General features: G+C 60.9%; 20 protein-coding genes. 11 read left to right on the forward strand and 9 right to left on the reverse strand.

Translation table 11 applies throughout. From position 1 onward, the window contains the following. Nucleotides 1–59 precede the first annotated feature (59 nt). Together AC245Y_RS16410 and AC245Y_RS16415 are read left to right on the forward strand one after the other, a co-directional pair. Nucleotides 60–308, forward strand: a complete 249-nt coding sequence (locus AC245Y_RS16410) for a type II toxin-antitoxin system ParD family antitoxin (protein WP_012758560.1) — start codon at nucleotides 60–62, stop codon at nucleotides 306–308. Further along, complete coding sequence (locus AC245Y_RS16415; protein WP_012758561.1) at nucleotides 305–613, forward strand: type II toxin-antitoxin system RelE/ParE family toxin; 309 nt, start codon at nucleotides 305–307, stop codon at nucleotides 611–613. The genes AC245Y_RS16410 and AC245Y_RS16415 overlap by 4 nt, the downstream gene beginning before the upstream one ends. Here AC245Y_RS16415 and AC245Y_RS16420 read toward each other — a convergent pair. After that, entirely contained in the window at nucleotides 607–4,002 is a 3,396-nt protein-coding gene (locus tag AC245Y_RS16420) for a response regulator (RefSeq protein WP_017994893.1), read from the reverse strand. The two genes, AC245Y_RS16415 and AC245Y_RS16420, sit on opposite strands and share 7 nt — an antisense overlap. Before the next feature lie 319 nt (nucleotides 4,003–4,321). Between AC245Y_RS16420 and AC245Y_RS16425 the strand changes: the two genes are divergently transcribed. After that, nucleotides 4,322–4,621, forward strand: coding sequence for a hypothetical protein (locus tag AC245Y_RS16425; protein WP_017994894.1), 300 nt, complete (start codon nucleotides 4,322–4,324; stop codon nucleotides 4,619–4,621). A gap of 127 nt (nucleotides 4,622–4,748) precedes the next feature. Here AC245Y_RS16425 and AC245Y_RS16430 read toward each other — a convergent pair whose 3' ends face one another. Together AC245Y_RS16430 and AC245Y_RS16435 are read right to left on the reverse strand one after the other, a co-directional pair. After that, a complete protein-coding gene (locus AC245Y_RS16430; protein WP_017994895.1) occupies nucleotides 4,749–6,134 on the reverse strand; it encodes an MFS transporter in 1,386 nt (461 codons plus the stop codon). A 193-nt stretch (nucleotides 6,135–6,327) separates the two neighbouring features. Next, complete coding sequence (locus tag AC245Y_RS16435) at nucleotides 6,328–7,275, reverse strand: dihydrodipicolinate synthase family protein (protein ID WP_012758565.1); 948 nt, start codon at nucleotides 7,273–7,275, stop codon at nucleotides 6,328–6,330. A 163-nt stretch (nucleotides 7,276–7,438) separates the two neighbouring features. Here AC245Y_RS16435 and AC245Y_RS16440 point away from each other — a divergent pair, with 163 nt between their 5' ends. The 3 genes from AC245Y_RS16440 to AC245Y_RS16450 all read left to right on the forward strand — a co-directional run bounded on the left by AC245Y_RS16440 (nucleotide 7,439) and on the right by AC245Y_RS16450 (nucleotide 11,710). Further along, nucleotides 7,439–8,467 (forward strand): LacI family DNA-binding transcriptional regulator, encoded by a 1,029-nt coding sequence (locus AC245Y_RS16440; RefSeq protein ID WP_012758566.1) that lies wholly within the window; start codon nucleotides 7,439–7,441, stop codon nucleotides 8,465–8,467. Between the two features lie 153 nt (nucleotides 8,468–8,620). Beyond that, a complete protein-coding gene (locus AC245Y_RS16445; RefSeq protein WP_012758567.1) occupies nucleotides 8,621–9,736 on the forward strand; it encodes a DNA alkylation repair protein in 1,116 nt (371 codons plus the stop codon). 246 nt (nucleotides 9,737–9,982) lie between these two features. Then, a complete protein-coding gene (locus tag AC245Y_RS16450; RefSeq protein ID WP_017994897.1) occupies nucleotides 9,983–11,710 on the forward strand; it encodes a DEAD/DEAH box helicase in 1,728 nt (575 codons plus the stop codon). A gap of 96 nt (nucleotides 11,711–11,806) precedes the next feature. On the opposite strand, the gene AC245Y_RS16455 is transcribed toward AC245Y_RS16450, so the two are convergent. Continuing rightward, the gene (locus tag AC245Y_RS16455; protein ID WP_017994898.1) at nucleotides 11,807–12,706 is read right to left on the reverse strand and encodes a DMT family transporter; all 900 of its coding nucleotides are present in this window, start codon (nucleotides 12,704–12,706) and stop codon (nucleotides 11,807–11,809) included. Between the two features lie 218 nt (nucleotides 12,707–12,924). On the opposite strand from AC245Y_RS16455, the gene AC245Y_RS16460 reads away from it, so the two are divergent. The 5 genes from AC245Y_RS16460 (at nucleotide 12,925) to AC245Y_RS16480 (ending at nucleotide 17,685) form a co-directional block, all read left to right on the forward strand. Continuing rightward, nucleotides 12,925–13,092, forward strand: a complete 168-nt coding sequence (locus AC245Y_RS16460) for a hypothetical protein (RefSeq protein WP_155248925.1) — start codon at nucleotides 12,925–12,927, stop codon at nucleotides 13,090–13,092. Further along, entirely contained in the window at nucleotides 13,074–14,483 is a 1,410-nt protein-coding gene (locus tag AC245Y_RS16465; protein WP_012758570.1) for a circularly permuted type 2 ATP-grasp protein, read from the forward strand. Before AC245Y_RS16460 ends, AC245Y_RS16465 begins: the two co-directional genes overlap by 19 nt. Next, the gene (locus AC245Y_RS16470) at nucleotides 14,483–15,424 is read left to right on the forward strand and encodes an alpha-E domain-containing protein (protein ID WP_003561792.1); all 942 of its coding nucleotides are present in this window, start codon (nucleotides 14,483–14,485) and stop codon (nucleotides 15,422–15,424) included. The genes AC245Y_RS16465 and AC245Y_RS16470 overlap by 1 nt, the downstream gene beginning before the upstream one ends. Nucleotides 15,425–15,436: 12 nt before the next feature. Beyond that, on the forward strand, nucleotides 15,437–16,261 hold the full coding sequence (locus AC245Y_RS16475) for a transglutaminase family protein (RefSeq protein ID WP_012758571.1): 825 nt from the start codon (nucleotides 15,437–15,439) through the stop codon (nucleotides 16,259–16,261). Nucleotides 16,262–16,623: 362 nt separating this feature from the next. Then, the gene (locus AC245Y_RS16480; protein ID WP_012758572.1) at nucleotides 16,624–17,685 is read left to right on the forward strand and encodes an HD domain-containing phosphohydrolase; all 1,062 of its coding nucleotides are present in this window, start codon (nucleotides 16,624–16,626) and stop codon (nucleotides 17,683–17,685) included. Between the two features lie 90 nt (nucleotides 17,686–17,775). Here AC245Y_RS16480 and araD read toward each other — a convergent pair whose 3' ends face one another. From araD to mmsA, 5 genes are all read right to left on the reverse strand, one after another. Next, nucleotides 17,776–19,515 (reverse strand): L-arabinonate dehydratase, encoded by a 1,740-nt coding sequence (gene araD / locus AC245Y_RS16485; RefSeq protein WP_017994899.1) that lies wholly within the window; start codon nucleotides 19,513–19,515, stop codon nucleotides 17,776–17,778. Between the two features lie 61 nt (nucleotides 19,516–19,576). Next, nucleotides 19,577–21,010: an aldehyde dehydrogenase family protein gene (locus tag AC245Y_RS16490; protein ID WP_012758574.1), complete on the reverse strand. Its 1,434-nt coding sequence runs from the start codon at nucleotides 21,008–21,010 to the stop codon at nucleotides 19,577–19,579. Between the two features lie 69 nt (nucleotides 21,011–21,079). Further along, the gene (gene araD1, locus AC245Y_RS16495) at nucleotides 21,080–22,075 is read right to left on the reverse strand and encodes an AraD1 family protein (RefSeq protein ID WP_017994900.1); all 996 of its coding nucleotides are present in this window, start codon (nucleotides 22,073–22,075) and stop codon (nucleotides 21,080–21,082) included. 118 nt (nucleotides 22,076–22,193) lie between these two features. Beyond that, nucleotides 22,194–23,405 (reverse strand): multiple monosaccharide ABC transporter permease, encoded by a 1,212-nt coding sequence (gene mmsB, locus AC245Y_RS16500; protein ID WP_003561801.1) that lies wholly within the window; start codon nucleotides 23,403–23,405, stop codon nucleotides 22,194–22,196. Further along, the gene (gene mmsA, locus AC245Y_RS16505) at nucleotides 23,402–24,940 is read right to left on the reverse strand and encodes a multiple monosaccharide ABC transporter ATP-binding protein (RefSeq protein WP_012758576.1); all 1,539 of its coding nucleotides are present in this window, start codon (nucleotides 24,938–24,940) and stop codon (nucleotides 23,402–23,404) included. Before mmsA ends, mmsB begins: the two co-directional genes overlap by 4 nt. Nucleotides 24,941–25,022: the final 82 nt, after the last annotated feature.

Genomic DNA, 25,022 nt, shown 5'->3' on the forward strand with positions numbered 1-25,022 from the left:
AAGCGGCTGCATTGCTAACAGTTATCACCTCGTGCGATAATCGCCCGAGAGGAACCAATATGGCCAGCAGCGCGAATCTTGGACAGCAACTCGAAAACTATGTGAACGAACTCGTGAAATCGGGTCGTTACAACTCTCGCAGCGAAGTTCTGCGGGAAGGTGTTCGGCTTGTCGAGGAGCGGGAAAAACGGCTGATGGCGCTCGATCTGGCGATCGGCCAGGGGATCGCCGACGCGGAATCAGGCCGCTTCAAGCCCATCAGCGATGTCGCCGCGCGCCTTTCAGGCAAATATGACGATCGTTCGTGATCGTCCTCATTACCGCGCAGGCGGAGGCGGATCTCGAACGTATTGGCGACTATATCGCTGAGGTCGATCCGCAGCGGGCGGCAAGCTTCATTCACGAACTGCTGGCACGGTGTGAGCGTCTGGCGCAAATGCCAAACGGTTTTTCATTGGTTCCACGCTACGAACATACCGCCGTTCGCCGCCGTCCTTACGGCAGCTATTTGATCTTTTATCGTGTCGGCGAGGATCGTATCGAGATCCTGCATATCCTCAACGGCGCTCAGGATTTCGAGAGCATCCTGTTTCCCGAAGGTTCAGATCAGTAGCTTGTGCGCTCCGGCTGCTGCTCGCTCGTTCCCAGCCACTGGCGGATTTTTTCCTCGAGCAGTTCGGGGCTAATCGGCTTCGACATGTAGTCGTCCATGCCGGCATCGAGGCAGAGCTCGCGGTCACTTTCGAGCGCATGGGCGGTGACGCCGATGATCGGCACCCGGCGGCCGTGCCCCTTTTCCCTTTCGCGGATCGTCTGGGTCGCCTGATGGCCGTTCATGACGGGCATCGAGACGTCCATCATGATGATGCGCGGCGTATACCGCTCCCAGGCGGCGACCGCCTCCTCGCCATTCTCGACGACGAGGAAGGAGAGGCCTGTTCCCTGCAGGATCTGCGTGAAGACGATCTGGTTGACCTCGTTGTCCTCGGCAACGAGCACGTCGACGAATTCAGCGGCGCGTTTCTGCGGCACGGGCGCTGGCGCCGGCACGATCGCTTCCTTCTGCAGCCGGGCGATCTCGGCCTCGGAGACCTGCTTGACGCGGCTGGCGCGCACCACCTCGACGACGGTGTTGCGCAGCACGTTGGCGCGCGCCGGCTTCATCAGATGCGCGTGGCCATTCAGTGCTGCGAATTCCTTTTCTGTGCCCGAAATATCCATCGACGTCAGGAAGATGATCGGCAATTCGACGAAGCGGGGATCGGCGCGCAGCTGGCGCGCGACATCGGCGCCGTTCATATCAGGCATGTGATAGTCGAGCACGACAGCGTCGACGGTAACGCCGAGATCGGCCGCCGCCTCCAGGATCGCAAGCCCGGTGCCGCCGCCTTCGGCGGCCACGCCGTCAAAGCCCCAGAGCGAAAGCTGCTCGGTGAGGATTCGCCGGTTTACTTCATTGTCATCGACGACGAGGATACGCGCACCCTGCACGTTGATCGGCAACGGCTTCGGCTCAAGGCGGGCGGCCGCCACCGCAAACGGCAGGTTGATGGTGAAGACAGAGCCCTTGCCCCATTCACTTTCGACGTTGAGATAACCGCCGAAAAGGTCGACGAGCCCGGCGGTGATCGCAAGACCGAGGCCGGTTCCTTCATGTCGCCGGGTCGATGAGGCGTCCACCTGCGAGAATTTGTCGAAGACCGATTCAAGCTTCTCCGGCGGGATGCCGATCCCGGTATCCTCGATGCGGATGCTCGCCATGATCTCGCCGCCGGCGGCCGGCTGGAAGCCGACATCGACGAAGACATGGCCCCGCTCGGTGAACTTGACGGCGTTGCCGACAAGATTGGTAACGATCTGGCGGAAACGCCCGGCGTCGCCGATTACGGCGGCGGGCAGATCGGGTGCAGCCCGCACCAGGAGCTCGATGTTCTTCTCGGCAGCGTGCGAGGACAAGAGCGTCGCCACGTCCTCTACCGCTTCGGTGATATCGAAAGCAGCTTTGCGCAGTTTCATCTGCCCGGCGTCGATCTTCGAAAAATCGAGGATGTCGTTGATGATCGTCAGCAGCGCGTTGCCCGACTTGACGATGATGTCGACGAAGGTCTTCTGGCGGGTGTCGAGATTAGTCTTGGCAAGCAGCTCCGCCATCCCAAGCACGCCGTTCATCGGCGTGCGGATCTCATGGCTCATATTGGCAAGGAATTCGGATTTGGCGCGGTCGGCGGCCTCGGCGCGCGACAGCAGCTGGCGCAACTCCTCCTCGCGGCTCTTGAGTTCGGTGACTTCAGTAAAAAGCGCCACCCAGTGCTGCCCCTTGCTGACCGTCGCATCCATGTTCACCCAGCGCTCGCCGCCGACATGGAAGACGGTGGAAATCGGCAGCCTGGCCGCGATATTGTCACGCCAACCCTGCAGGATTTCGCCGGCGGCATCGTGGAAATCGCCACGCGCCGCGCAAAATTCGAACATGCCGATCCAGCCCTCGCCGGGCTCGAGATAGGTGGCCGGAATCTGCAAGATGTCAGAAAGCGCCTCGTTGGACATCTTGATGATGCCGTCCTGAACAACGGCTAGGCCCTGCGGCATGGCATGGGTCGCATCGCGCATCATTTCGCCGAGCCGCTCCAGCGCGGCACGGGCCTCGTGGATCTCCTTTTCCCGCTCACGCACGGCCGTGATGTCGGCATAGGTCAGCAGGATCCGGTCGTTCGAGATACGGCGGCTATCGAAGATGACGGATTTGCCGCCCGCCCAGCCGAGCTCAATCGGCTCGGGCTCCTCGGTCTCGAACAGATGCTTGCGGAAATCGTAGATCTCCTTGGGCGTCTGAGTGCCGTCGTAACGACCGAGCTCATAATTGCGGCGGATGACGTCGATGAAAGGGCGGCCGTCGAAGGGATCGTCGAGTGGCAGCTCCCAGATGCCGTAGAACTCGTCGTTGACGTAGAGGATCCGGTGGTCGTTATCGAGGATCAGCACGCCGACCGGCAGCGAGCGCAGGATATTCTCGATATCCCGGTGCAGCACCTCTTTGTGTTTCTGCGCTTCGATCAGCGCCTTCTCTCGGTCCTTGAGTGGCGAGATGTCCGAAAAAGAGCCGACGACATAGGGCCGTCCGTCCGCTGTCACGACGCGATTGACGCGCGAAAGGACGGAATAGATGTGGCCGTCCTTGCTCGGCAACAGGCTTTCGATTTCCTTAGACGTGCCGCCTTCCAGCGCCAGCAGGTTTTCCTGATAGATCGCCTCGCCGCCGTCCAGCCCGAACATTTCATGTTCGGTCAGCCCCAACACCCGGGAACGGCTATGGCCGCTGAAGGTCTCGTAATACTGGTTGGCATAGACGAGGCGATGCTTCTCGTCGCGCACGAAGGCTGCCACCGGCAGGTCCTCCAGAATGGTGCGCAGCAGGTCGAGTTCATTGACGCTCTCGTGCCAGGCCGCGTCGCTGACAGCCGCAGGCTTTGCGTCGTTGCGATAGGCGGCATTGACGACCAGGGGGCGGCCATCCCCCGCAAAGATGCCAATCGGATAGTCGAGCTGTTCCAGTGCCTCGCGCACACGAGCGAAATCGGCAGCGACGCCGGCGTCGCCCGTCATGCCAGGATCGCTAGCGATCCCTGGATCGCCGATCGCCCGGCGCGTCGGTTCGCGCACTTCAAAAATGCCGAGCACGTAGGCCCGATCCAGCGATGGCGAGAAGCTTTCGATCTGGATGCGTTCATGACTGAGGCCCGCCGCATCGAAGCAGATGGCGTTTTCCTCGGTGCCGAACACCAGCGCTCGGCGTTCCTTATCCTCACGATCCTCTTCCTCGGGGCGATCGAGGAGCTCGCGGCTGCGCCTGCCGATGAAATCGGAAATCTCGCGGCCCAGAAAACGGGCATAGGCCTCGTTGACGGCGACATAACGCAGCTCGCTGTTCTTGACATAGGCCGGGGTATCCAGATCAGCGATCCGGCGGCAAGCCAACTCAAGAAGTTCCCCGGCTGATTTCAAAAAATATCGCTCCCGCAATGAATGAAATATCGACTACAAAAACTATAACGCCAAGGCTTTTAACAAGGTTTTAACCATAAATTTCGACAGCGGAATTTTAGGAGCCAGCTCACCAAGCTGAAGATAATTCGGGATTACCAGCCCCGGCTTGCACGAGACTGAAAGGACGCCCGCCATAATTCCTTTCGATGTCGGGATCCGCTGAAATCATGACGAAAATTTAATCCCAAAACCGCTTGCGCGGCCATTGCGCCGCCGCGATCAGGGCCGAGTCTCCGGCATGGCTTTATGGAAGCCATGCCCATGAAAGGAAAATACCATGTCCGTTCTTCATAAGACCATGGCGACGGGCCTGATCGCGCTGACCTTCGCCGGCGCCTCGCTCGCCACCGCCACCACCGCCGATGCCCGTCCACGCGATGCCTTCTGGGGCGGCCTTGCCGCCGGCGTCGTCGGTGGCGCCCTGCTGTCGGAGGCAGCCCGTCCCGCCTACCCGGCCTATCCCGCTTACCGCCCTTACCCCGTTTACCGGACCTATTACCGGCCGGACTATTGCCACTTCGAATGGTTGCACGACGATTGGGGCAATCCCCATCGCGTCAAAGTCTGCCAGCGATAGCGAAAACCGCATCCGGCGCCGCTTGACCCTCCCGGCGGCGCCGACCCCGTGCCCTCAACGGCGACCAAATGAAACTGGCGGATTTCCATCCGCCAGATCAAAGCCGATCAGATCGCATTTTCAACCGTTACGGAGAAAGCTCCTCCAACACGCGGTCCTTGGTTTCGACCGCAAACAACATCGTGACGATTGCACCGACAATCAGAATGGCTGCGAAGCTCGCAAAGACATACTGGATGCCCATGGAAGACATCACCGTGCCGACGAGGATCGGGCCGGCCGATGATCCCAGGCGAAGCCAGGCACTGCCGGTTCCGGTTCCCAAAGCCCTGAGGCGTGTCGGGTAGATCTCTGCCGAGTACAGGTAAAGGGAGAATGTGACGGTCTGGACGATCGCATAAGCGAGACCGGCTAGAACCAAAACCTGGATAGGAGAGGTCGCGCCGAGCCATGCGAGAGCCAGCAGCGGCAGGGGAGCGAGAAGCAGCGCACCGGTGTACCAGCGCTTGCGTCCCACTTTGTCGATGAGCAGCGCGCAGATGACGGCGGCGATCACGCCGCCGATCGACGTCAGGAAACCATAGAAGATGCTGGTTTGAAGCGGCAGGTTGAAAACCTGTCGATACAGGGTCGGCAGCCAGGTGATCGTACCGTTGGCGACCGTATAGGCGGTAAACCACATGACCCAGATGGAAAGTGTCCGCTTCAAGTAAATGCCCTGGAAGAGTTCGCGCCAGTCCGACTGGCGGCGGACCGGCGCCTGGATGAGCTTCGGTTCGGGCAATTCCTTGCCGGCTGCACGAGCACTTTCTTCCATGCGGGTAACGATAGCGTTTGCTTCGCCATAGCGGCCGTTGGCAGCTAGCCAACGCGGTGATTCCTTCAGGAACCAGCGTAGAGGAATCATGATAAGTGCGGGAACGAGACCGACGACGAACATCGCCTTCCAGCCGTAAACCGGTACCATGAAGTAGCCGATCAGCCCGGCGCCGACGAGGCCCAGCAGGAACATGACCTCATAGAGGAGGAAGAACTTGCCGCGCCCCTTCGATCCGATCAACTCGTTGATATAGGCGCTGGCGACTGGGACCTCGCCGCCGGTGCCGATCCCCTGGGCGAAACGGAAGGCCATCATCATGCCGGCCCCGGCAGCAAACAGGCATGCGACATCCATGCTGACGAAGAGCAGGATGGTGAACAGAAGAACTTTCAGCCGGCCGACCTTCTCGGCGAGCCAGCCAAACAGGATCGCACCGATCAACTGCCCCAGATAGCCCATCGACAGGATCATGCCGGTCTGCGAGGGGGTCAGACCCCACTCGCGCACGAGGACGGGCATGGCATAAGCGATGGCGATGACCGTGTAGCCGTCGAAGAACGTTGCGGCGCCGACGATATTGCGCGCCCAAAATACCTCACGGGTGATGGGAAGGCGCTCCAGACGAGCGCTGATTTCGGCCTGACGATCAGCGGCATTCGCCGTCTCAGCCGGCATAGGCTGCATGACATTCATTGGTTCCTCCTTCTCGCCCCGTGGCCTACTACTCTCCCGGCCAGGGGCGCTCCTGCTTGATGGTTGCTACTGCGTGTCAGTTCGTCCTGTCAGGGCAATGGCCTTCAAAGCTATTAAGCCTGACTCGGCGGGTTCCCATGGTTTCCTCCCATCGGAATGCGCCCCTGCGACCTGCGCAGGGGCGTCAAAGAGGTCACTCGGCAGCCAGCAACTGGTCAACGCGGCCAATTCCGGCGGCGTCGAAGGCGGCGAAGATCTCTGCTTCGGCCTTTTCGCCAAGGTTCTTCAGCGGCTCGCGGATCGTAGCGTGGTCAAGGATACCGCGGTGCACGAGTCCAAGTTTCAGGGCCACGGTGCCTTCCATGTGAGAGCCGCGGTGATAGACGGCACGCGTCACCGGAAGAAGGCGCTCGAAGATCTTGCGCGCTTCCGGATAGTCCTGCGCCTTGCCGGCTTTGATCAGGTCGATGAGCAGCTCCGGCGCAATATTGCCATAACCGACGAGCAGACCGTCGACATCGAACATGGTCGGCAGCAGCCATTCATCGTGGCAGCTCAGAACCTGCAGCTTTGGATTGGCCTTCTTCAGCTCTGGAATTTCGACATACCAGCGCTTCATATTGCGCACGCCGTTCTTGGTGGCGACGACGCCTTCCTGTGTGGCAATCGCAAGCTGTGTTTCGAGATCGTATGATGCTTTGGTGGCGTCGGGATACTGGAACAGGATGCACTGGAGGCCAGACTCCTGCCAGATTGCCTTGTAGCGATCCTGGGGCGCTCCCTTCTGAAAGCCGAAACGCAGCCAGCCGTGGTTCGGATAGACGAGTGCGCCGGTGGCACCCGCAGCCTTGCATTTCCTCGCCTCTTCAGCGGCGACCTTCGTGCCTTCACCGGTAATCCCGGCAATGATCGGAACGGCACCGTCGACAGCTTCGACATAGGTGCGGATGAGAGCAAGGCGCTCCTCTTCCGTGAGGAAGGTGCCTTCGCCGGCATGGCCGAGGATGACGAGGCTTTTGACGCCTTCCATCGAAACTAGCCATTTGGCGAGTTTGGCGTTGGCTTTGTGATCAACTTCACCGTCGCGGGTGAAAGCGGTAACGGGGGCCGGGCTCAGCCCGCGCATATCCATCGGTTGCATATTGGTCTCCTCCTTCGTGCGATCGCGGTTCACTCGCGACCGATATAGGATCGTTTACGGGAACGTTCCCACTATCGTTCTCGAATTCTCTGGAGTCAATATCTTTTTTGGTGCATGCTCAGAATGGCGACGGCCGATTGCCGACTCGAATGGAAAAGGCTCAATGAGTTCAAAGACGGATGAAGTTCCGGGACAGACCCGCGTCACTATTCACGGCGTCGCTGCCGCAGCCGGTGTCTCCAAATCTACCGTGTCCCGCATACTGGACGAGAGGCTTCCCCGCTCCGACAGCGAGACAGCGCGTCGCGTGCGCAAGGTTGCCGAAGAGCTCGGATACGTTCGGGATGTTTCCGCAGCGAGCCTCAGGCGCGGCAACACGATGACAATCGGGGTGATCGTGCCCAGGCTGACGGATACGGTCATGGCCATGCTTTATGAAGCACTGGCCAAGGCCTGCAGCCGTAGCGGCCGCTTCGCGATTGTCGCAACGACCGACGACAAGCCAAAGGCAGACCGGCTTGCGGCCGAGTCTCTGCTGAAACGCGGCGTCGATGGTCTGATTCTTTCGACAGCGCGGGAAGACGATGACTTTCCGGACGAGCTGGCAAAACGCGGTATTCCTTATGTCCTGGCACTCCGGACGGATGGCCACAGCCTCTCGTCGGTCGGCGATGACAGGCTCGGTGGGTACCTCGCCGCCCGCCACCTCCTCGATCTCGGCCATCGCAGAATTGGCGTCATCGCCGGTCCATCCTATGCCTCCAGTTCGCGGGGACGCGTGGAGGGTTTCCGCCACGCCTTGGAAGAGGCCGGACTGAATGCAGATCCCTCATACATCATTCCCTCGACATTCGGCATCGAGTCCGGTGCGGTGGCCGTCGAAACCCTGATGCATCTTAATCCCCGCCCAACCGCTATTTTCGCCGTCAACGACAATACCGCTATCGGCGCGTTGTCGGGACTGACGAAACTTGGTCTTTCCGTGCCGCAGGACATCTCGATCGTAGGCTATAACGACATTCCGATTGTCGGCCACCTCCCTACGCCGCTCACGACGTTGCGGGTGCCGTTTGAGCAAATTGCAGCAAACGCTCTCGATCTTCTTGCCGGCGACAACAGTCCCGCCGACGAGCGTATTCGGATCTCGGCCCCCACACTTATTCCAAGGAAATCGACGGCACCGCTACGCTAACTCGCGCCACACGCACACCTCCGCTATCTGCACACGATTGCTCGAGCGGGTGCGATCACTCTATTCTCCGATAGCAAATCGCCAGATGTTTCGCAGACCATGTTGCCCTTATGCGGCCGGCATGCGGCGGCCGCATAGAGAGGAAGGACCAGCATGCCGGAACCGCTCAAGAACCTGCTGCATGAGGCATTGGTCGGCGATATGGCCGATCGCATTGCCGGCAACGCGCCAACTTTCGATAAAAAACGCTTCGTGATGCTGGCGACCGATGGCCTCGGAGCGCTGGAGCTGATGGAGCGCTCGGCGCTTATCCGCGACGCGCTGTTTGCCACGCTTCCCGGTGATTTCCGGGAGGCCGCAGCCATTTTCAAGGCCAGCCTGCCCACTGCCGGGAGTCCGGGGCTCTCCGGCTGGATGCTGCTGCCGATCAATCAGTTCATCGCCGCACGCGGCCTTGATCATTTCGATCTCGGGCTCGAGCTCCTGAAGGCGCTGACGCCGCATTTCACCGCCGAATTCGGTATCCGCCCCTTCATCCACCGCGACCAGCAGCGCGCGCTGGCCATCATTTCCGGCTGGGTCGACGATCCCGACCAGCATGTACGCCGGCTGGCGAGCGAGGGAACGCGGCCGCGCCTGCCCTGGGCGATGCGCCTGCCGCAGCTCGTCAAGGATCCGGCTCCGATCCTGCCCATCCTGACCGCGCTGATGGATGATCCGGAGGATTATGTGCGCCGCTCCGTGGCCAACAGCCTGAACGACGTCGCCAAGGACCACCCGGATCTGGTCGCCGCGTTCATCGCCAGTCATATCGAAGGCGCTTCGCCCGAACGCCGCTGGCTGCTGAAACATGCCTCACGCACGCTGATGAAGAACGGCCACGCGCAGGCGCTCGCCAATTTCGGCTTCGCGGCCAGCGATTCGCTCGAATGCGAACTGCGGCTCGTAAACGGCGAGGTGATGTTCGGCGAAGGGCTGGATTTCGAAATCCGGGTGACGAATGCAGGCGAGCGAGCGCAGTCGCTGATGATCGACTACGCCGTTCACCATGTGAAGAGCGACGGTTCGCTCTCACCCAAGGTGTTCAAGTGCAAGGCGATCTTGCTCGCTCCGGGGCAAAGCCATACAATTGAGCGTCGTCACGCCATGCGGCCAATCACGACGCGGCGCTATTATCCAGGCGAACATCGCATCGCCATCCTCGTCAACGGCGCAGAGACAGCATCGCAAAGCTTCGTCCTCGTCATGCCCTCACCCGACCAAGGCTGAGGCTTTCTTGTGCACCGCACTTGACTTTCCACGCGAACTAGCCCAAATGCGGGTCAGCTTTCACCCTTCCGGCCGCCGCGTGAGCGTGCCCCTGCTGAAAAATACAGATGCAGGAAGAAGGGACAAAAGCGCATTTCGATAGAGCGCCGCACTCCCATGAGCGGCCAGAAGCGCTGGAAAGCTTTTTCCAACTCACAAGTTCCCACTTCACGCGGGGTTCTTGACGCCAGAATGAAACCGGATCGCATGGTGCGTTCCGGCGATAGTCATTGTGGCGCCCCGAAAGGTTATACCTTGACTAATTTTGAATCGCTTGGTGTCTCCAAGCCGATCGTCGCTACTTTGTTCCAGCTCGGCATCGAAACGCCGACGCCCATCCAGGAACATTCAATTCCTCTCCTCCTCGAAGGCCGCGACCTGATCGGCCTTGCCCAGACCGGCACCGGCAAGACCGCCGCTTTCGGCCTGCCGCTTATCGAAAAGCTGCTCGCCGATGAACGCCGCCCCGACAACCGCACGACGCGCACGCTGATCCTTGCGCCGACCCGCGAACTGGTGAACCAGATCGCCGAGAGCCTGAAGAAGTTCATCCGCAAGTCGTCGCTGCGCATCAATGTCGTCGTCGGCGGCGTCTCGATCAACAAGCAGCAGCTTCAGCTTGAAAAGGGCACAGACATTCTCGTCGCCACGCCCGGCCGCCTGCTCGACCTCATCAATCGCCGCGCGATCACGCTGACTGCCGTTCGCTATCTCGTGCTCGACGAAGCCGACCAGATGCTCGACCTCGGCTTCGTCCACGATCTGCGCAAGATCGCCAAGATGGTGCCGAAAAAGCGTCAGACCATGCTGTTCTCGGCGACCATGCCGAAGGCGATCGCCGATCTTGCCGGCGAATATCTCGTCGATCCCGTCAAGGTCGAAGTCACGCCTCCAGGTAAGGCTGCCGACAAGGTCGAGCAGTACGTTCATTTCGTCGCCGGCAAGAACGACAAGACGGAGCTGCTGCGCAAGTCGCTGACCGAAAACCCCGATGGCCGCGCCATGGTCTTCCTGCGCACCAAGCATGGTGCCGAGAAGCTGATGAAGCATCTTGAAAACATCGGCTATTCCGTCGCCTCGATCCACGGCAACAAGAGCCAGGGTCAGCGTGAGCGGGCGCTGAAGGCCTTCCGCGACGGCAGCATCAAGACGCTGATCGCCACCGACGTCGCCGCCCGCGGCATCGACATTCCGGCCGTCAGCCACGTCTACAACTACGACCTGCCTGAAGTGCCCGACGCCTATGTGCATCGCATCGGCCGCACGGCGCGTGCCGGCCGCGACGGCATCGCCATCGCTTTCTGCGCTCCCGACGAAGCCAAGCTGCTGCGTGATATCGAGCGCCTGATGGGCATCGACATCACTGTCGCAAGCGGCGAAGCGCCGGCAAACATCAGCGGCGGCCCCCGTCGCGCCAACGGCAACGGCAACAACCGCAATCGCAATGGCGGCCAGGGTCGCGAAGGTCAGGGTCGTGGCGAAGGCCGTGGCGACCAGAATCGCTCCGAGCATCGCGGCAACCGTCAGGAACGCCGCCCGCGCCGCGAAGGTGAAGGCAGCGAAGTCCGCGCCGGCGGCGAGGAGCGTCGTCCGCGTCCGGAACGCCAGACCAGCCGCAACGAGGATTTCCGCGGTCAGCGCCGCGGTGAAACGACGCCGGATCTCGGCCCCGACAACGATCTGGCCTCGACCTCCGATTTCCGCGCCTCTGCAAAGCCGCAGCGTCCGGCCCATCACGGCGCCCATGCCAATGGTGAGCCGAGCGGTCATCACCGCGGCAACAGCCGCCATGCCCACGGCCGCCCGGCCCGCAAGCACGGCGAGGACCGCGGCCCGCAGCAGGCCCAGGCCGGCGAACCACGCCGCGACGGCAACGGCGGCAACCACCGCGGTGGCTCCCGCAACGGCGGCGGCCAGCGCCGCGAACGCGCCTGATCGTTGAAAGATTGAAAGGCAAAAAGGCCGGGGATCTCCGGCCTTTTTATTATCTAGCGCATCGTGCTTTGGGCGTCCGAAAGGACGCGCGGCGCTCTAAACCTCCGCAGGCCTATGCTCGCTGGACGCCCTGCGGTTCGTGAGATAGACGCCTGTCACGACCACCACGGTGCCGACGATCAGCGGCAGGGTCAGCGGTTCCCCGAAGGCGATGAAGGCTTCGAGAGCAACCGCTGGCGGCATCAGATAGATCAGCGAGGCGGCGCGTGACACCTGACCCCGGCGGATCAGATAGAGCAGCAGCCCGACGCCGCCCATCGACAGGCCGAAGACCGACCAAGCAAGCGCACCATAGGCCTGCGCGGCGCCGTCGAAATGCTGATGCTCGAAGATCAGCGACAGCGGCAGGGTGAGGATCAGCGCGCCGATATATTGCAAGGTCGCGATGGTTCTGAGGTCGCCGGATTGCAGGTGTTTCTTCTGATAGAGCGTGCCGTAGGTGACGGACGCCATGGCGACGAGGTTGATCGCCAGAGGCAGGGCGGCATACGTGAGATCGGCGGTCGCCGGATCGAGCAGCTTCGGCGAAATGGCGATGGCAATGCCGATGAAGCCGAGGGCAAGGCCGAGTTTCTGTGCCTGCTGCAGCCGCTCGCCGATGAGGAAGGGAGCTGCCATTGCCGTCAGCAGCGGCTGCAGCGCCGCGATGATGCCCGATATGCCGGCCGGCACGCCATTGGCGATCGCCCACCAGAGACCGGCGAGATAGAAACCATGAAGGAAGAAGCCGGAATAGACGGCGCGCAGCGCCCTCGCCCGGCTGGGCCATTGCGCCCGCACCACAAGGCAGAGTGCCAGGAATGCCGCCGCCGACAGCGCATAACGTATCGAAAGAAAGGTGAAGGGCTCGGAATGCAGCGAGGCATATTTCGCCACCACCCAGCCCGTAGACCAGAGCAGGACGAAAACGGCGGGGGCAAGGCGATCGAGGGACATGGGGCGCGCGGCTCGACAGAGGAGGGTTCGCCGTGCTGATAGCCCCACCCGGCGGCTGTAGTCAAAAGCGAAGGGTTGATGCTTATTTGAAATTTCACTGATGCAGAGACCGATGGCGGTTCGGCAAGGGGCGGCGAGCCTCGCACACATGACCATATTCGATCGCCTTGACAGAACGAAAAACGGTCACATGCTCAGATTTTGCGCAGACACCTTGGATGAATATCCGCCATGCCGCAGCGCATCACTTTAAATGCCCAGATTTTCACCCGTTTCCCGCAGCGCAAAATCTTTTCCCTGAACTGCGCATGGTTCTTGCATTGCCATTTGCGTTGTATTCAAATGAACAAAAAGGGGAGCCGCGCTTTTGGCATTTGATGAAATGATTACCGGGGACGAAAGCCCTCGCCCGCCTTACGACAAATACTTCGAGTGGTACAACAGCCAAGACCGGGCGCATCTGATTGCCAAGTCCCGCGATGCGGAAAACATCTTCCGGAAGACCGGCATCACCTTCGCGGTCTACGGCCATGCCGACAGTTCCGAAAAGCTCATCCCCTTCGACATCATTCCCCGCATCATCTCCGCCCGCGAATGGCGCAAGCTCGCCCAAGGCATCGAGCAGCGGGTGATCGCGCTCAACGCCTTTCTCGACGATATCTACCATAAGCAGGAGATCATCCGCGCCGGCCGCGTTCCGCGTGAGCTGATCGAGAATAACGTCACCTTCATCCCCGAAATGATCGGTTTCCGGCCGCCCGGCGGCGTCTATACCCACATCGTCGGCACCGACATCGTGCGCACCGGAGAGGACCAGTTTTACGTGCTGGAGGATAATGCCCGCACGCCCTCCGGTGTCAGCTACATGCTGGAAAACCGGGAAACCATGATGCAGATGTTCCCTGAGCTCTTTCATGAGAACAAGGTGCAACGTGTCGAGGATTATCCCTACCTGCTGCGTCAGAGCCTCGCCTCGCTTGCCCCTCCCGGCTGCAAGGGCAAGCCGCGCGTCGCCGTGCTGACGCCGGGCATTTACAATTCCGCGTATTACGAGCATTCGTTCCTCGCCGACATGATGGGCGTCGAACTGGTCGAAGGCGCGGATCTGCGCGTCATCGACGGCAAGGTGAAAATGAGGACGACACGCGGTTACGAGGCGATCGACGTGCTCTACCGCCGCGTCGACGACGATTTCCTCGATCCCCTGACCTTCCGGTCCGATTCCGCGCTCGGCATTCCCGGCATCATGGATGTCTACCGCTCCGGCAACATCACCATCGCCAATGCGCCGGGCACCGGCATTTGCGACGACAAGGCGATCTACTCCTATATGCCCGAGATCGTCGAATTCTATACCGGCCGCAAGGCGCTGCTCGAAAACGTGCCGACCTGGCGCTGTTCGGAAGCCGACAGCCTGAAATATGTGCTGGAACACCTGGAAGAGCTGGTGGTCAAGGAGGTGCACGGCTCCGGCGGCTACGGCATGCTGGTCGGCCCGACGGCATCGAAGAAGGAGCGCGCCGATTTCGCCGAAAAGCTGAAGGCCAAACCGAACAATTACATCGCCCAGCCAACGCTGTCGCTCTCCACGGTGCCGATCCTCGTCAACAAGGGCATTGCGCCGCGCCATGTCGACCTTCGCCCCTATGTGCTTGTATCCGACAAGGTGCAGATCATTCCGGGCGGGCTCACCCGCGTAGCGCTGAAGCAGGGCTCGCTGGTGGTCAATTCCAGCCAGGGCGGCGGCACCAAAGACACTTGGGTATTGGAGGACTGATGCTCGGAAGAACAGCAAACGGCCTCTACTGGATGTTTCGTTACATCGAGCGCGCCGAAAATATAGCCCGCCTGATCGATGCGGGGTTGCGCATGTCGCTGACCCGCAGCAGCACCGGTGATGACAATTGGGATGGCGTTCTACAAAGTGCGGGCGTGCGCGAGGCTTATGATGAGGGCCATAACAAGCTGACCAACGCCGACGCGATCGACTATCTCCTGCGCGATCGCACCAATCCGTCGAGCGTCATGTCTTGCATCGATTCCGGCCGCAACAATGCCCGCATGGTGCGCACGGCGCTGACGCGGGAGACCTGGGAAGCCACCAACGAATGCTGGATCGACTTGAAGTCGCTGCTCGAAAAGCGCGTCAAGGCGGCTGAAATGCCCGAGGTGATCGATGTCATCAAGCGCCGCGCCGGCCTCATCCGCGGTGCCTTCCATGGCTCGACACTGCGCAACGAGCTCTATAATTTTGCCCGCATCGGCACCTTCATCGAGCGGGCCGACAATACCAGCCGCATCCTCGACGTGAAATATTACGTGCTGCTGCCCTCGGTCTCGGCCGTCGGCTCCTCCCTCGACAATGTGCAGTGGGAATCGATCCTGCGATCGGTCTCCGCGCACCGCGCCTATAGTTGGGCCTATGACGGCGAATACCGGGCGATGAACATCGCCGACTTCTTGACGCTGAATGTCCAGATGCCACGCTCGCTTGCCTATTGCTACGAGAAGATCGTCAGCAATCTCGGCTATCTTGCCCAGGATTACGAGGCGCGGCTCCCTGCCCACGATACCGCGGATTCAATCCGCACCACGCTGCAGACGAGGGCGATCCGGGATATCATGGATCAGGGCCTGCACGAGTTCCTGGAGGATTTCGTCTCGCGCAACAACAAGCTCGGCGCGGAAATTTCCGATGGCTACCGGTTCTATGTATAAGCGGATAACAACATGAGACTGAAGATCAGCCACCTCACCGAATACCGCTACGACGAACCGGCGCAGTTCTCGCTGCAACGGCTGCGGCTGACGCCGCCAACGAACTCCACTCAAAAAGTACTCGGCTGGGCCCTGAAGGTCGAGGGCGCTACGCCGGAGGTCGAATATGACGACCAGTACGGCAATCACGTCAATCTAGTCTCGCTGGAAGGCGAACAAGAGGTGACGCGTATCCTCGCCGAAGGCGAGGTCGAGACGGGGGACAACAACGGCGTCACCGGTCCGCATACCGGCTTCTGCCCGCTTTGGCTCTTCCTGCGCGACACACCGCTGACAAAGGGTGGCAAGCTGGTGAAGGAACTGATCAAGGGCGTCGGTGGCGATAACGAGCTCGCCCGCATGCATGCGCTGATGGCGGCGATCCACGAAACGGTCGATTATAGGCCCGGCACCAGCAATACCGAGACGACGGCCGAGCAGGCGCTGGAGAGGAAGAGCGGCGTCTGTCAGGACCATGCGCATATTTTCATCGCCGCCGCCCGCGCCCTGCAGGTGCCGGCGCGTTACATCTCCGGTTATTTGATGATGGAGGAAAAGATCGAACAGGCGGCGACCCATGCCTGGGCAGAGGCCCATATTCCCGGCCTCGGCTGGGTCGGCTTCGATCCCGCCAACGAGATCTGCCCGGATGCCCGTTACATCAGAGTCGCCTCCGGCCTCTGCTATCGTGATGCCGCGCCGATTTCAGGCATGCGCATCGGCACGCCGGGCGAAACGCTGACGGTCACCGTGAAGGTCGAGGACGGCGGACAGATGCAAAGCCAGAGCCAGAGCTGAACATACATGCAGCTTTATCGCACCCTGCGATTGGCCGGTAGAATAGCTGCCGAACTCGTCGCGAAACAAACATGTTGGACTTGAATATAGCGGCCGACGGTCTCGAAATTCCGCTGTTTTCCGACACCCATCACACGTCATAATTGCCGTTCGTCAATTTTTCATTGCAGACTAACTCTATTTTAAGGCCGCAGGCACAAGCTTGTCTGCGGCGACGCCTAGTGTATTTCGGCAGGCGTCGTTTAAGAAGCGGCATGATGCAAGCTTTCATAATGATCTTCAGTTGCCGGCATGGATGAGGCGACGAACGCGCCCTCCGATGAGGGCAGCCTGTTTGCTTCTGGGATTTAACGGGATCGTCCATGCCTCTTCTTATCGTCGACGACAGCGAATCCAGCCTTCTCGCCCTTGAGACCGCAGTCTGTGGTTTCGCCGGCTGTGTGGTCGAAAGCTTCACCAATCCGCTCGAAGCCCTTGCCCGCTGCCGGGAGGTCGATTTCGACGTTGTGCTGGTGGATTATATGATGCCTGAGATGAACGGTATCGAGATGATCCGCAGGCTGCGGCGCCAGCCGGGTTATGAGGATGTGCCCGTCGTGATGATCACCTCGCAGGCGAAGCGGTCGGTTCGGCTGGAAGCGCTGGAGGCCGGCGCCACGGATTTTCTCGCCAAGCCCTTCGACCCCTTGGAACTGCAGGCACGCGTCCTCAACCTGATGGCCCTGCACAAGGCCCAGCTGGCGCTTGCCGACCGGGCGAAATCACTGGACATGGCCTTCCGCCACGCCACCGAACAGGCCGACATGCGCGAGCAGGAGATCATCTGGTGCCTTGCCCAAGCGATGGCCTCGCGCGACGGCAATACCGGCGACCATATCGAGCGCGTCGCCAATATCGCCGAGCTGATCGCCGAAGGCCTCGGCCTCGATCGCATCCAGCGGCGCAATATCTATCTCGCTGCTCCCCTGCACGATATCGGCAAGATCGCCATTCCCGATGCCATCTTGCAGAAGCCGGGCAAGCTCGAGCGGCACGAGATCGAACGCATGCGCGAGCATGTCCCGATCGGCGTCGCCATTCTGGCCAACAGCTCCGCCGAGCTCTCCCGCGTCGCGACCGCCATCATCGCCGGCCATCATGAGAAATGGGACGGAACCGGCTATCCAAAGGGCCTGTCCGGCGACGCCATCCCGATCGAAGCGCGCATCGTCGCCGTCGCCGACGTCTTCGAAGCGCTCTGCTCCGACCGGCCCTACAAGCAGGCCTGGCCGATCGAGCGGGCTTACGAGGAAATCATCGCCTGCAGCGGATCGCATTTCGACCCCGCCTGCGTCGCCGCTTTCCGCCGCAAATGGCCGGCAATCCGCGCGCTCTTCGAACATGGCGCCGACGAAGATCACAGCATGGTGGTCTCAAACGCCTGATCACCATTAGCCTGCAAGGAACCGGCGGACAAAAAAAGAGGCGGGGTGATACCCCGCCTCTTCGTCGATTCACTGTCCTGATTGCACCTGTTAATGGCTGTCCTTGCCGACCGCGTTTCCACGACATCCCTTCAGGAAGTCGAGATCGGCGCCGGTATCGGCCCCTTCGACATGCTGCTGATGCAGGAAGGCATAGCCGGATGTGGGCAGATCATGGTTCGGCTGCCACTCAGCGAGCCGCCGCGCCAGTTCCTCATCGGAAATGTCGAGATGCAGACGACGGTTCGGCACATCCAGCTCGATCATGTCGCCGTTTTTCACGACTGCGAGCGGACCGCCGACCGCCGCTTCCGGCGAGGTGTGCAGCACGACGGTACCGTAGGCAGTTCCGGACATGCGGGCGTCGGAAATACGCACCATGTCGAGGATGCCCTTCTTGAGCACCTTCGGCGGCAGACCCATGTTGCCGACCTCGGCCATCCCGGGATAGCCCTTCGGCCCACAGTTCTTCATGACCATGATGCAGGTTTCGTCGATGTCGAGGTTCTCGTCGTTTATCTTGGCCTTGTAGTCGTCGATGTCCTCAAACACGACCGCCCTGCCCCGGTGCACCAGCAGATGTGGCGAAGCCGCCGAAGGCTTCAACACCGCGCCCTTCGGCGCGAGATTGCCGCGCAGCACGACGATGCCGCCCGAAGCTGTCAGCGCCTTTTCGGCCGGAAGGATAACGTCTTCGTTCCAGTTGACGACGTCCTTGACCTCGTCCCAGACGGTTTCGCCGGATACCGTCAGCGCATCCTTGTGCAGCAGGCCCGCCTCGCCGAGGCGCTTCAGCACCACCGGCAGGCCGCCGGCATAGAAGAACTCCTCCATCAGATACTTGCCCGATGGCATCAGGTTGACGATGGTCGGGACGTCACGGCCGCAGCGATCCCAGTCGTCAAGCGAAAGATCGATGCCGACACGGCCGGCAATGGCGAGCAGGTGGATGACGGCGTTGGTCGATCCGCCGATGGCCGCGTTGGTGCGGATGGCATTCTCGAAGGCTTGCTTCGTCATGATCTCGGAGGGCTTCAGGTCATCCTTGACCATCTGCACGATACGCCGGCCGGTCAGCTGCGCCATGACCTTGCGGCGGGAATCGACGCCCGGGATCGCGGCGTTGCCTGACAGAGCCATGCCGAGTGCCTCGGCCATGGAAGCCATGGTGGAGGCGGTGCCCATGGTGTTGCAGGTGCCCGACGAACGGCTCATCGAGGCCTCAGCCTCGAGGAATTCGGCCTGCGTCATCTCGCCGGCCTTCACCATTTCGGAAAACTTCCACAGATGCGTGCCCGAGCCGACCCGTTCGCCACGGAAATAGCCGTTTAGCATCGGTCCGCCTGTGACGACGATAGAAGGCAGGTCGCAGGAAGCCGCCCCCATGATAAGCGACGGCGTGGTCTTGTCGCAGCCAACCAACAATACGCAGCCATCCATCGGCTGGCCGCGGATCGCCTCTTCTACCGCCAACGCGGCAAGATTGCGGTACATCATCGCGGTCGGGCGGAAGGTGTTTTCGGATGCCGAGAACACCGGCACCTCGAGCGGGAAGCCGCCGGCCTCCCATACGCCCGCCTTCACCTTCTCGGCGAGCTCTCTGAGATGACCGTTGCAGGGGGTCATATCCGACCAGGTGTTGAGGATGCCGATCACCGGCCGGCCGTCGAACAGGTCGTGCGGATAACCCTGGTTCTTAAGCCAGCCGCGGTGATAAATCACGTCGCGGCTCGTACCGCCGTACCATTCCTGCGACCTCAGCCTGCGCGGCCATTCCGCTTTCTTTTTCATAGTCTCTATCCTTCAGGATATCGCCGGACCGCCTCGTACGGCCCGGGTTATCGCACTTGTCTCAAGCCAGGGTGTAGGCGGTCTTGACGGTTGTGTAGAATTCGGCGGCGTACTTGCCCTGCTCGCGCGGGCCGTAAGACGAGCCCTTGCGGCCGCCGAACGGCACGTGGAAATCGACGCCTGCCGTCGGCAGGTTGACCATCACCATGCCGGCCTCGGAATTGCGCTTGAAATGCGTGGCATGTTTCAGGCTAGTCGTGGCGATGCCGGCCGAAAGGCCGAACGGCGTGTCATTGGCCGTCGCCAGCGCCTCGTCGTAATCCTTCGCCCGGATTACCGACACCACGGGCCCGAAGATCTCCTCGCGCGAGATCCGCATCTGGTTGGTCGCTTCGGTGAACAGCGTCGGCTGCAGATAGAAGCCGGGCGTTTCGCGGGAGATCACCTCGCCGCCAAAGGCGAGTTTGGCGCCTTCCGACTTGCCGATCTCGATATAGTCCGTATCGGTCTTCAACTGCCGCTCATCGACGACGGGGCCGATATGAGTGCCGGCCTTCAGGGCGTTGTCGACGACCAGCGTCTTCAGCTTATCGGTCAGCGCGGCGACGAACTTGTCGTGAATGCCTTCGGTGACGATCAGCCGCGAGGAAGCGGTGCAACGCTGGCCGGTCGAGAAGAAGCCGGAATTGGCGGCCGCCTCGACGGCGACGTTGAGATCGGCATCGTCGAGCACGACCATCGGGTTCTTGCCGCCCATTTCCAGCTGGAACTTGCGGTTATGCTCGATGGAGGCGGCGGCGACGCGTCTGCCGGTGCCGGTGGAACCGGTGAAGGTGATGCCGTGAACGTCGGGGCTTTCGAGCATGGCCTGGCCGACGACCGAGCCCTTGCCCATGACGAGGTTCAGCACGCCCTTCGGCAGGCCGGCGCGGTGCAGGATATCGACGATCGCCCAGGAACAGGCGGGCACCAGTTCGGCCGGCTTGAAGACGATAGTGTTGCCGTAGCAGAGCGCCGGCGCGATCTTCCAGGCGGGAATGGCGATCGGGAAGTTCCACGGCGTAATGATGCCGATGACGCCGAGCGCCTCGCGGGTGATCTCGACACCGATATTCGGGCGAACCGACGGAAGGACCTCACCGGCCAGCCGCAGTGCCTCGCCGGCGAAGAATTCGAAAATCTGCGACGCGCGGATCACCTCGCCGGTGGCTTCCGGCAGCGTCTTGCCTTCTTCGCGGGCAAGCAGCGCACCGAGCTCATCCTTGCGCGCCATGATCTCGTCGCCTGTCTTCTTCAGGATGACGTGGCGCTCCCAGATGCCGGAGCGCGACCAGGCTGGGAAGGCAGCCTTGGCGGCAGCAATGGCGTTTCTCGTGTCGTCTGCGCTGCCATCGGCATAGAGGCCGACGACCTCATTCGTATCCGATGGGTTGATATTCTTCGTCGCGTTCGAGCCGACCCATTCGCCGGCGATCAGGTTTTGATAAATGGTCATGGGCTTAACAAGCCTCCTTTACCGTTTACGAGCAAAGAGCCGGCCGCCGGATGCGGCCAGGTCTTGAATTCAGAGCTGCCTGACGGCGATCTCTTCCTCGGCGGCCACCTTCAGCGGATTGCGGAGCGCCAGGCCGAATTCGGCAACTTCGATCTCGAAGACGTCGCCCTCTTCGGTCTTGACGCCGTCGGCAAAGGAAAGGGTCGCCGTGCCGAACATATGGACATGCACATCGCCCGGAACACGGAAGAGGCCATATTTGAAATGGTGATATTCCAGATTGGCGAAGGTGTGCGACATGTTCGCCTCACCGGATAGGAACGGCTTTTCGAAGATCACCTTGTCGCCGCGCTTGATGCGCGAGGTGCCGCGAATATCCTCCGGGGCAGCGCCGACACGGATTTCCGGGCCGAAGCTGGCCGGGCGCAGCTTCGAATGGGCGAGATAGAGATAGTTGATCCGCTCGGTGACGTGATCGGAAAATTCGTTCGACAGCGCAAAACCGATACGGAAGGGCGAGCCGTCCTTGCCGATCACGTAGATGCCGGCCATCTCCGGCTCTTCACCGCCGTCGAGCGCGAAGGAGGGCGAGAGGAGGGGCGCGCCAGGGGCTGCGGCGCCATGGCCGTTGCCCTTGTAGAACCATTCGGGCTGGACGCCCTTTTCGCCGGCCTTCGGCTTGCCGTTCTCAAGGCCCATCTTGAACATCTTCATCGAGTCCGTGAGGGTTTCCTCGGCGGCCTCGGTGGTCTTCTTGTGCATGGAATCGCGCGTTGCTGCCGAGCCCAAATGTGTCAGGCCGGTGCCGGTCAGATGCAGGTGCGCGGCATCTGGATGGGTGATCGGCGGAAGGAAGCGGTCTTCCGCATAGGCCTTTTCAAGATCGACGGCGTCCCCGTAGCCATGCGCTTCGATGACTGAGGCAAGAGACTTGCCGCCGTCTGCGGCTTCCATCGCCAGCGCATAGACGCTGACGGCGTTCTTGATCGACCTTGCAGCGCCGCCCTGCTCACGCACGGCGACGATGATCTCTCCGTTTACACCCTTGATCTGTGAAATAAGCACGTCTTCGATCCTTCTCGTTTCGGCGAAGACAGGAAAAAGCTCCGCCTGTCCGGCTCCATCAGGAGCCGGAATCCATCATTCATATGACTGCGAATGCCTGGCTGACGCCTTGAGACGCTCAGCCCTTGTTTTTATTGTAGACGTCGAAGAACACGGCAGCGAGAAGCACCGCACCCTTGACCATCTGCTGCGAGTCCGTGCCGAGACCGTGGATCGACATGCCGTTGTTCATGATGCCCATGATCAGAGCCCCGATAACAGCGCCGGTCACCTTGCCGACGCCGCCCTGGGCGGATGCGCCGCCGATGAAGCAGGCCGCGATCACGTCGAGTTCAAGACCAAAGCCGCCCTTGGCCGTCGCCGAGTTGAGACGCAGGGCAACGATCAGTCCGGCCAGTCCGGCAAGCAGACCCATATTTGCGAACGTCAGGAAGGTCAGCCGCTCGGTGTTGATACCGGAAAGCTTCGTCGCCTTCTCATTGCCGCCCATGGCGTAGATGCGGCGGCCGATCGTCGTCCGGCGGGTAATGAAGGCATAGGCGGCCACCAGAACAAGCATGACCATCAGCACGTTCGGGAAGCCGCGATAGATCGACAGCTGGTAGCCGAGCGCCAGAATGGCGAGCGTGACGAGGGCGTTCTGGGCGAGGAAAAAGCCCAGCGGCTCGACATCATTGCCATGCTTTTCATTCGATAGGCGCTTGCGCCATGCCAGATAGAAGAGGGTTACGGCGCCGACAACGGTCAGAATGATCGAGGTCGAGTTGATGCCGCCCATATCGAAAGCGTTCGGCAGGAAGCCGATGCTGATCAGCTGGAAAGCCGGCGGGAAAGGACCGATGCTGGTGCCGGTCCCCGATGCCGTCATCACGAACAGCGTCAGGCCGCGGAAGACCAGCATGCCGGCCAACGTGACGATGAAGGACGGGATCTTGTGATACGCGACGAAATAGCCCTGGATGCCGCCGACAAGCGCGCCCATGGCAAGGCAGACGATACCCGCCAGAACATAATTGGTGTGCCATTGCACCGTCATTACGCCGGCGATAGCGCCGATAAAGCCGACGACCGATCCCACCGAAAGATCGATATGGCCGGCAACGATCACCAGCAGCATGCCGAGCGCCATGATGACGATGAACGAGTTCTGCAGAATGATGTTTGTCAGGTTGAGCGGCCTGAAGAGAACGCCACCGGTCGAAAACTGGAAGAACACCATGATCGCGATAAGCGCGATAAACATGCCATATTCGCGGATGTTGCCGCGAACGTAGTCTCCGATGGAGACGACACGCCCTTGCTCTGCGATGGGTTGATTGATCGGCGTCATTGTTTCTTCTCCCCTGAGCGCATGATAGCGCGCATGATGGTTTCCTGGCTTGCTTCTCCCTTCGGCAGTTCCGCGACGATGCGTCCTTCGTTCATCACGTAGATGCGGTCACACGTGCCGAGCAGTTCGGGCATTTCCGACGAGATCATCAGAACGCCCTTTCCATCGGCGGCAAGCTGGTTGATGATAGTATAGATTTCGTATTTTGCGCCAACATCGATGCCGCGCGTCGGCTCGTCGAGGATCAAAATATCGGGATTGGAGAACAGCCATTTCGACAGCACCACCTTCTGCTGGTTGCCGCCGGAAAGATTGACCGTCTCCTGGAAAATGCTGGAGGAACGGATACGCAACTTCGACCGATAGTCGGTCGCAACCCGCGCTTCCTTGAAGCTGTCGATAACGGACGCGTTCGACACCGCCGCCAAATTAACGAGCGTCGTGTTGTGCAGGATCGTGTCGTTGAGCACGAGGCCGAGCTGCTTGCGGTCTTCGGTGACGTAGGCGAGCCCGGCATCGATTGCCTTGCGCACGGTGCTGACATCGACCGGCTTGCCGTGCATCAGCGCCTCGCCCGAAACCTTGTGGCCATAGGCCTTGCCGAACAGGCTCATGGCGAATTCTGTGCGCCCTGCCCCCATCAGGCCGGCGATGCCGACGACTTCGCCCTTGCGGACGGTGACGTTGATATTGTGCAGGACCTGACGGTCGCGGTGCTGCTGGTGGTAGGCGTTCCAGTTCTTCACTTCGAGAATGGTTTCGCCGATCGGCACCGAACGCGGCGGATAGCGGTCTTCAAGATCGCGGCCGACCATGTTGCGGATGATGATGTCTTCGCTGATCTCGTCCGCGTGACAGTCGAGCGTCTTGACTGTCATGCCGTCACGCAGGACCGTGATCTGGTCGGCGACCTTGCGGATCTCGTTCAGCTTGTGGGAAATGATGATGGAGGTGATGCCCTGCTTGCGGAACTCCATGAGCAGAGTGAGCAGCGCGTCGGAATCGCGTTCATTCAGCGAGGCGGTCGGCTCGTCCAGAATGAGCAGCTTGACGCTCTTCGACAGCGCCTTGGCGATCTCGACGAGCTGCTGCTTGCCGACGCCGATGTCGGTGACCAGCGTGTTCGGAGATTCGGACAGGCCTACTTTCTTCAGCAGCTGCTTGGTGCGGTTGAATGTCTCGTCCCAGCTGATGACGCCGCTCTTGGCATTCTCGTTGCCAAGGAAGATGTTTTCGCCGATCGACAGCAACGGCACGAGCGCCAGTTCCTGGTGAATGATGACGATGCCGATTTCTTCGGAGTCCTTCAGGACCTTGAAGTTGCGCGTCTCACCTTCGTAGATGATGTCGCCTTCATAGCTTCCTGTCGGATAGACGCCGGATAGCACCTTCATCAGGGTCGATTTGCCGGCCCCGTTTTCGCCCACCAATGCGTGGATTTCACCCTGGCGAACCTTGAGGTTCACATTCTCCAGCGCCTTGACGCCCGGGAACGTCTTGGTGATGCTCCGCATTTCGAGGATAGTATTGTCCATAGTCAAAGTTCCAGCGCCTGCAGCCGTCAACCAGCCGGGCGATCATAAAATCGAAGACCGGAACCCGCAAGCGCGGGCTCCG

This window comes from Rhizobium sp. SRDI943 (genome assembly GCF_057653695.1).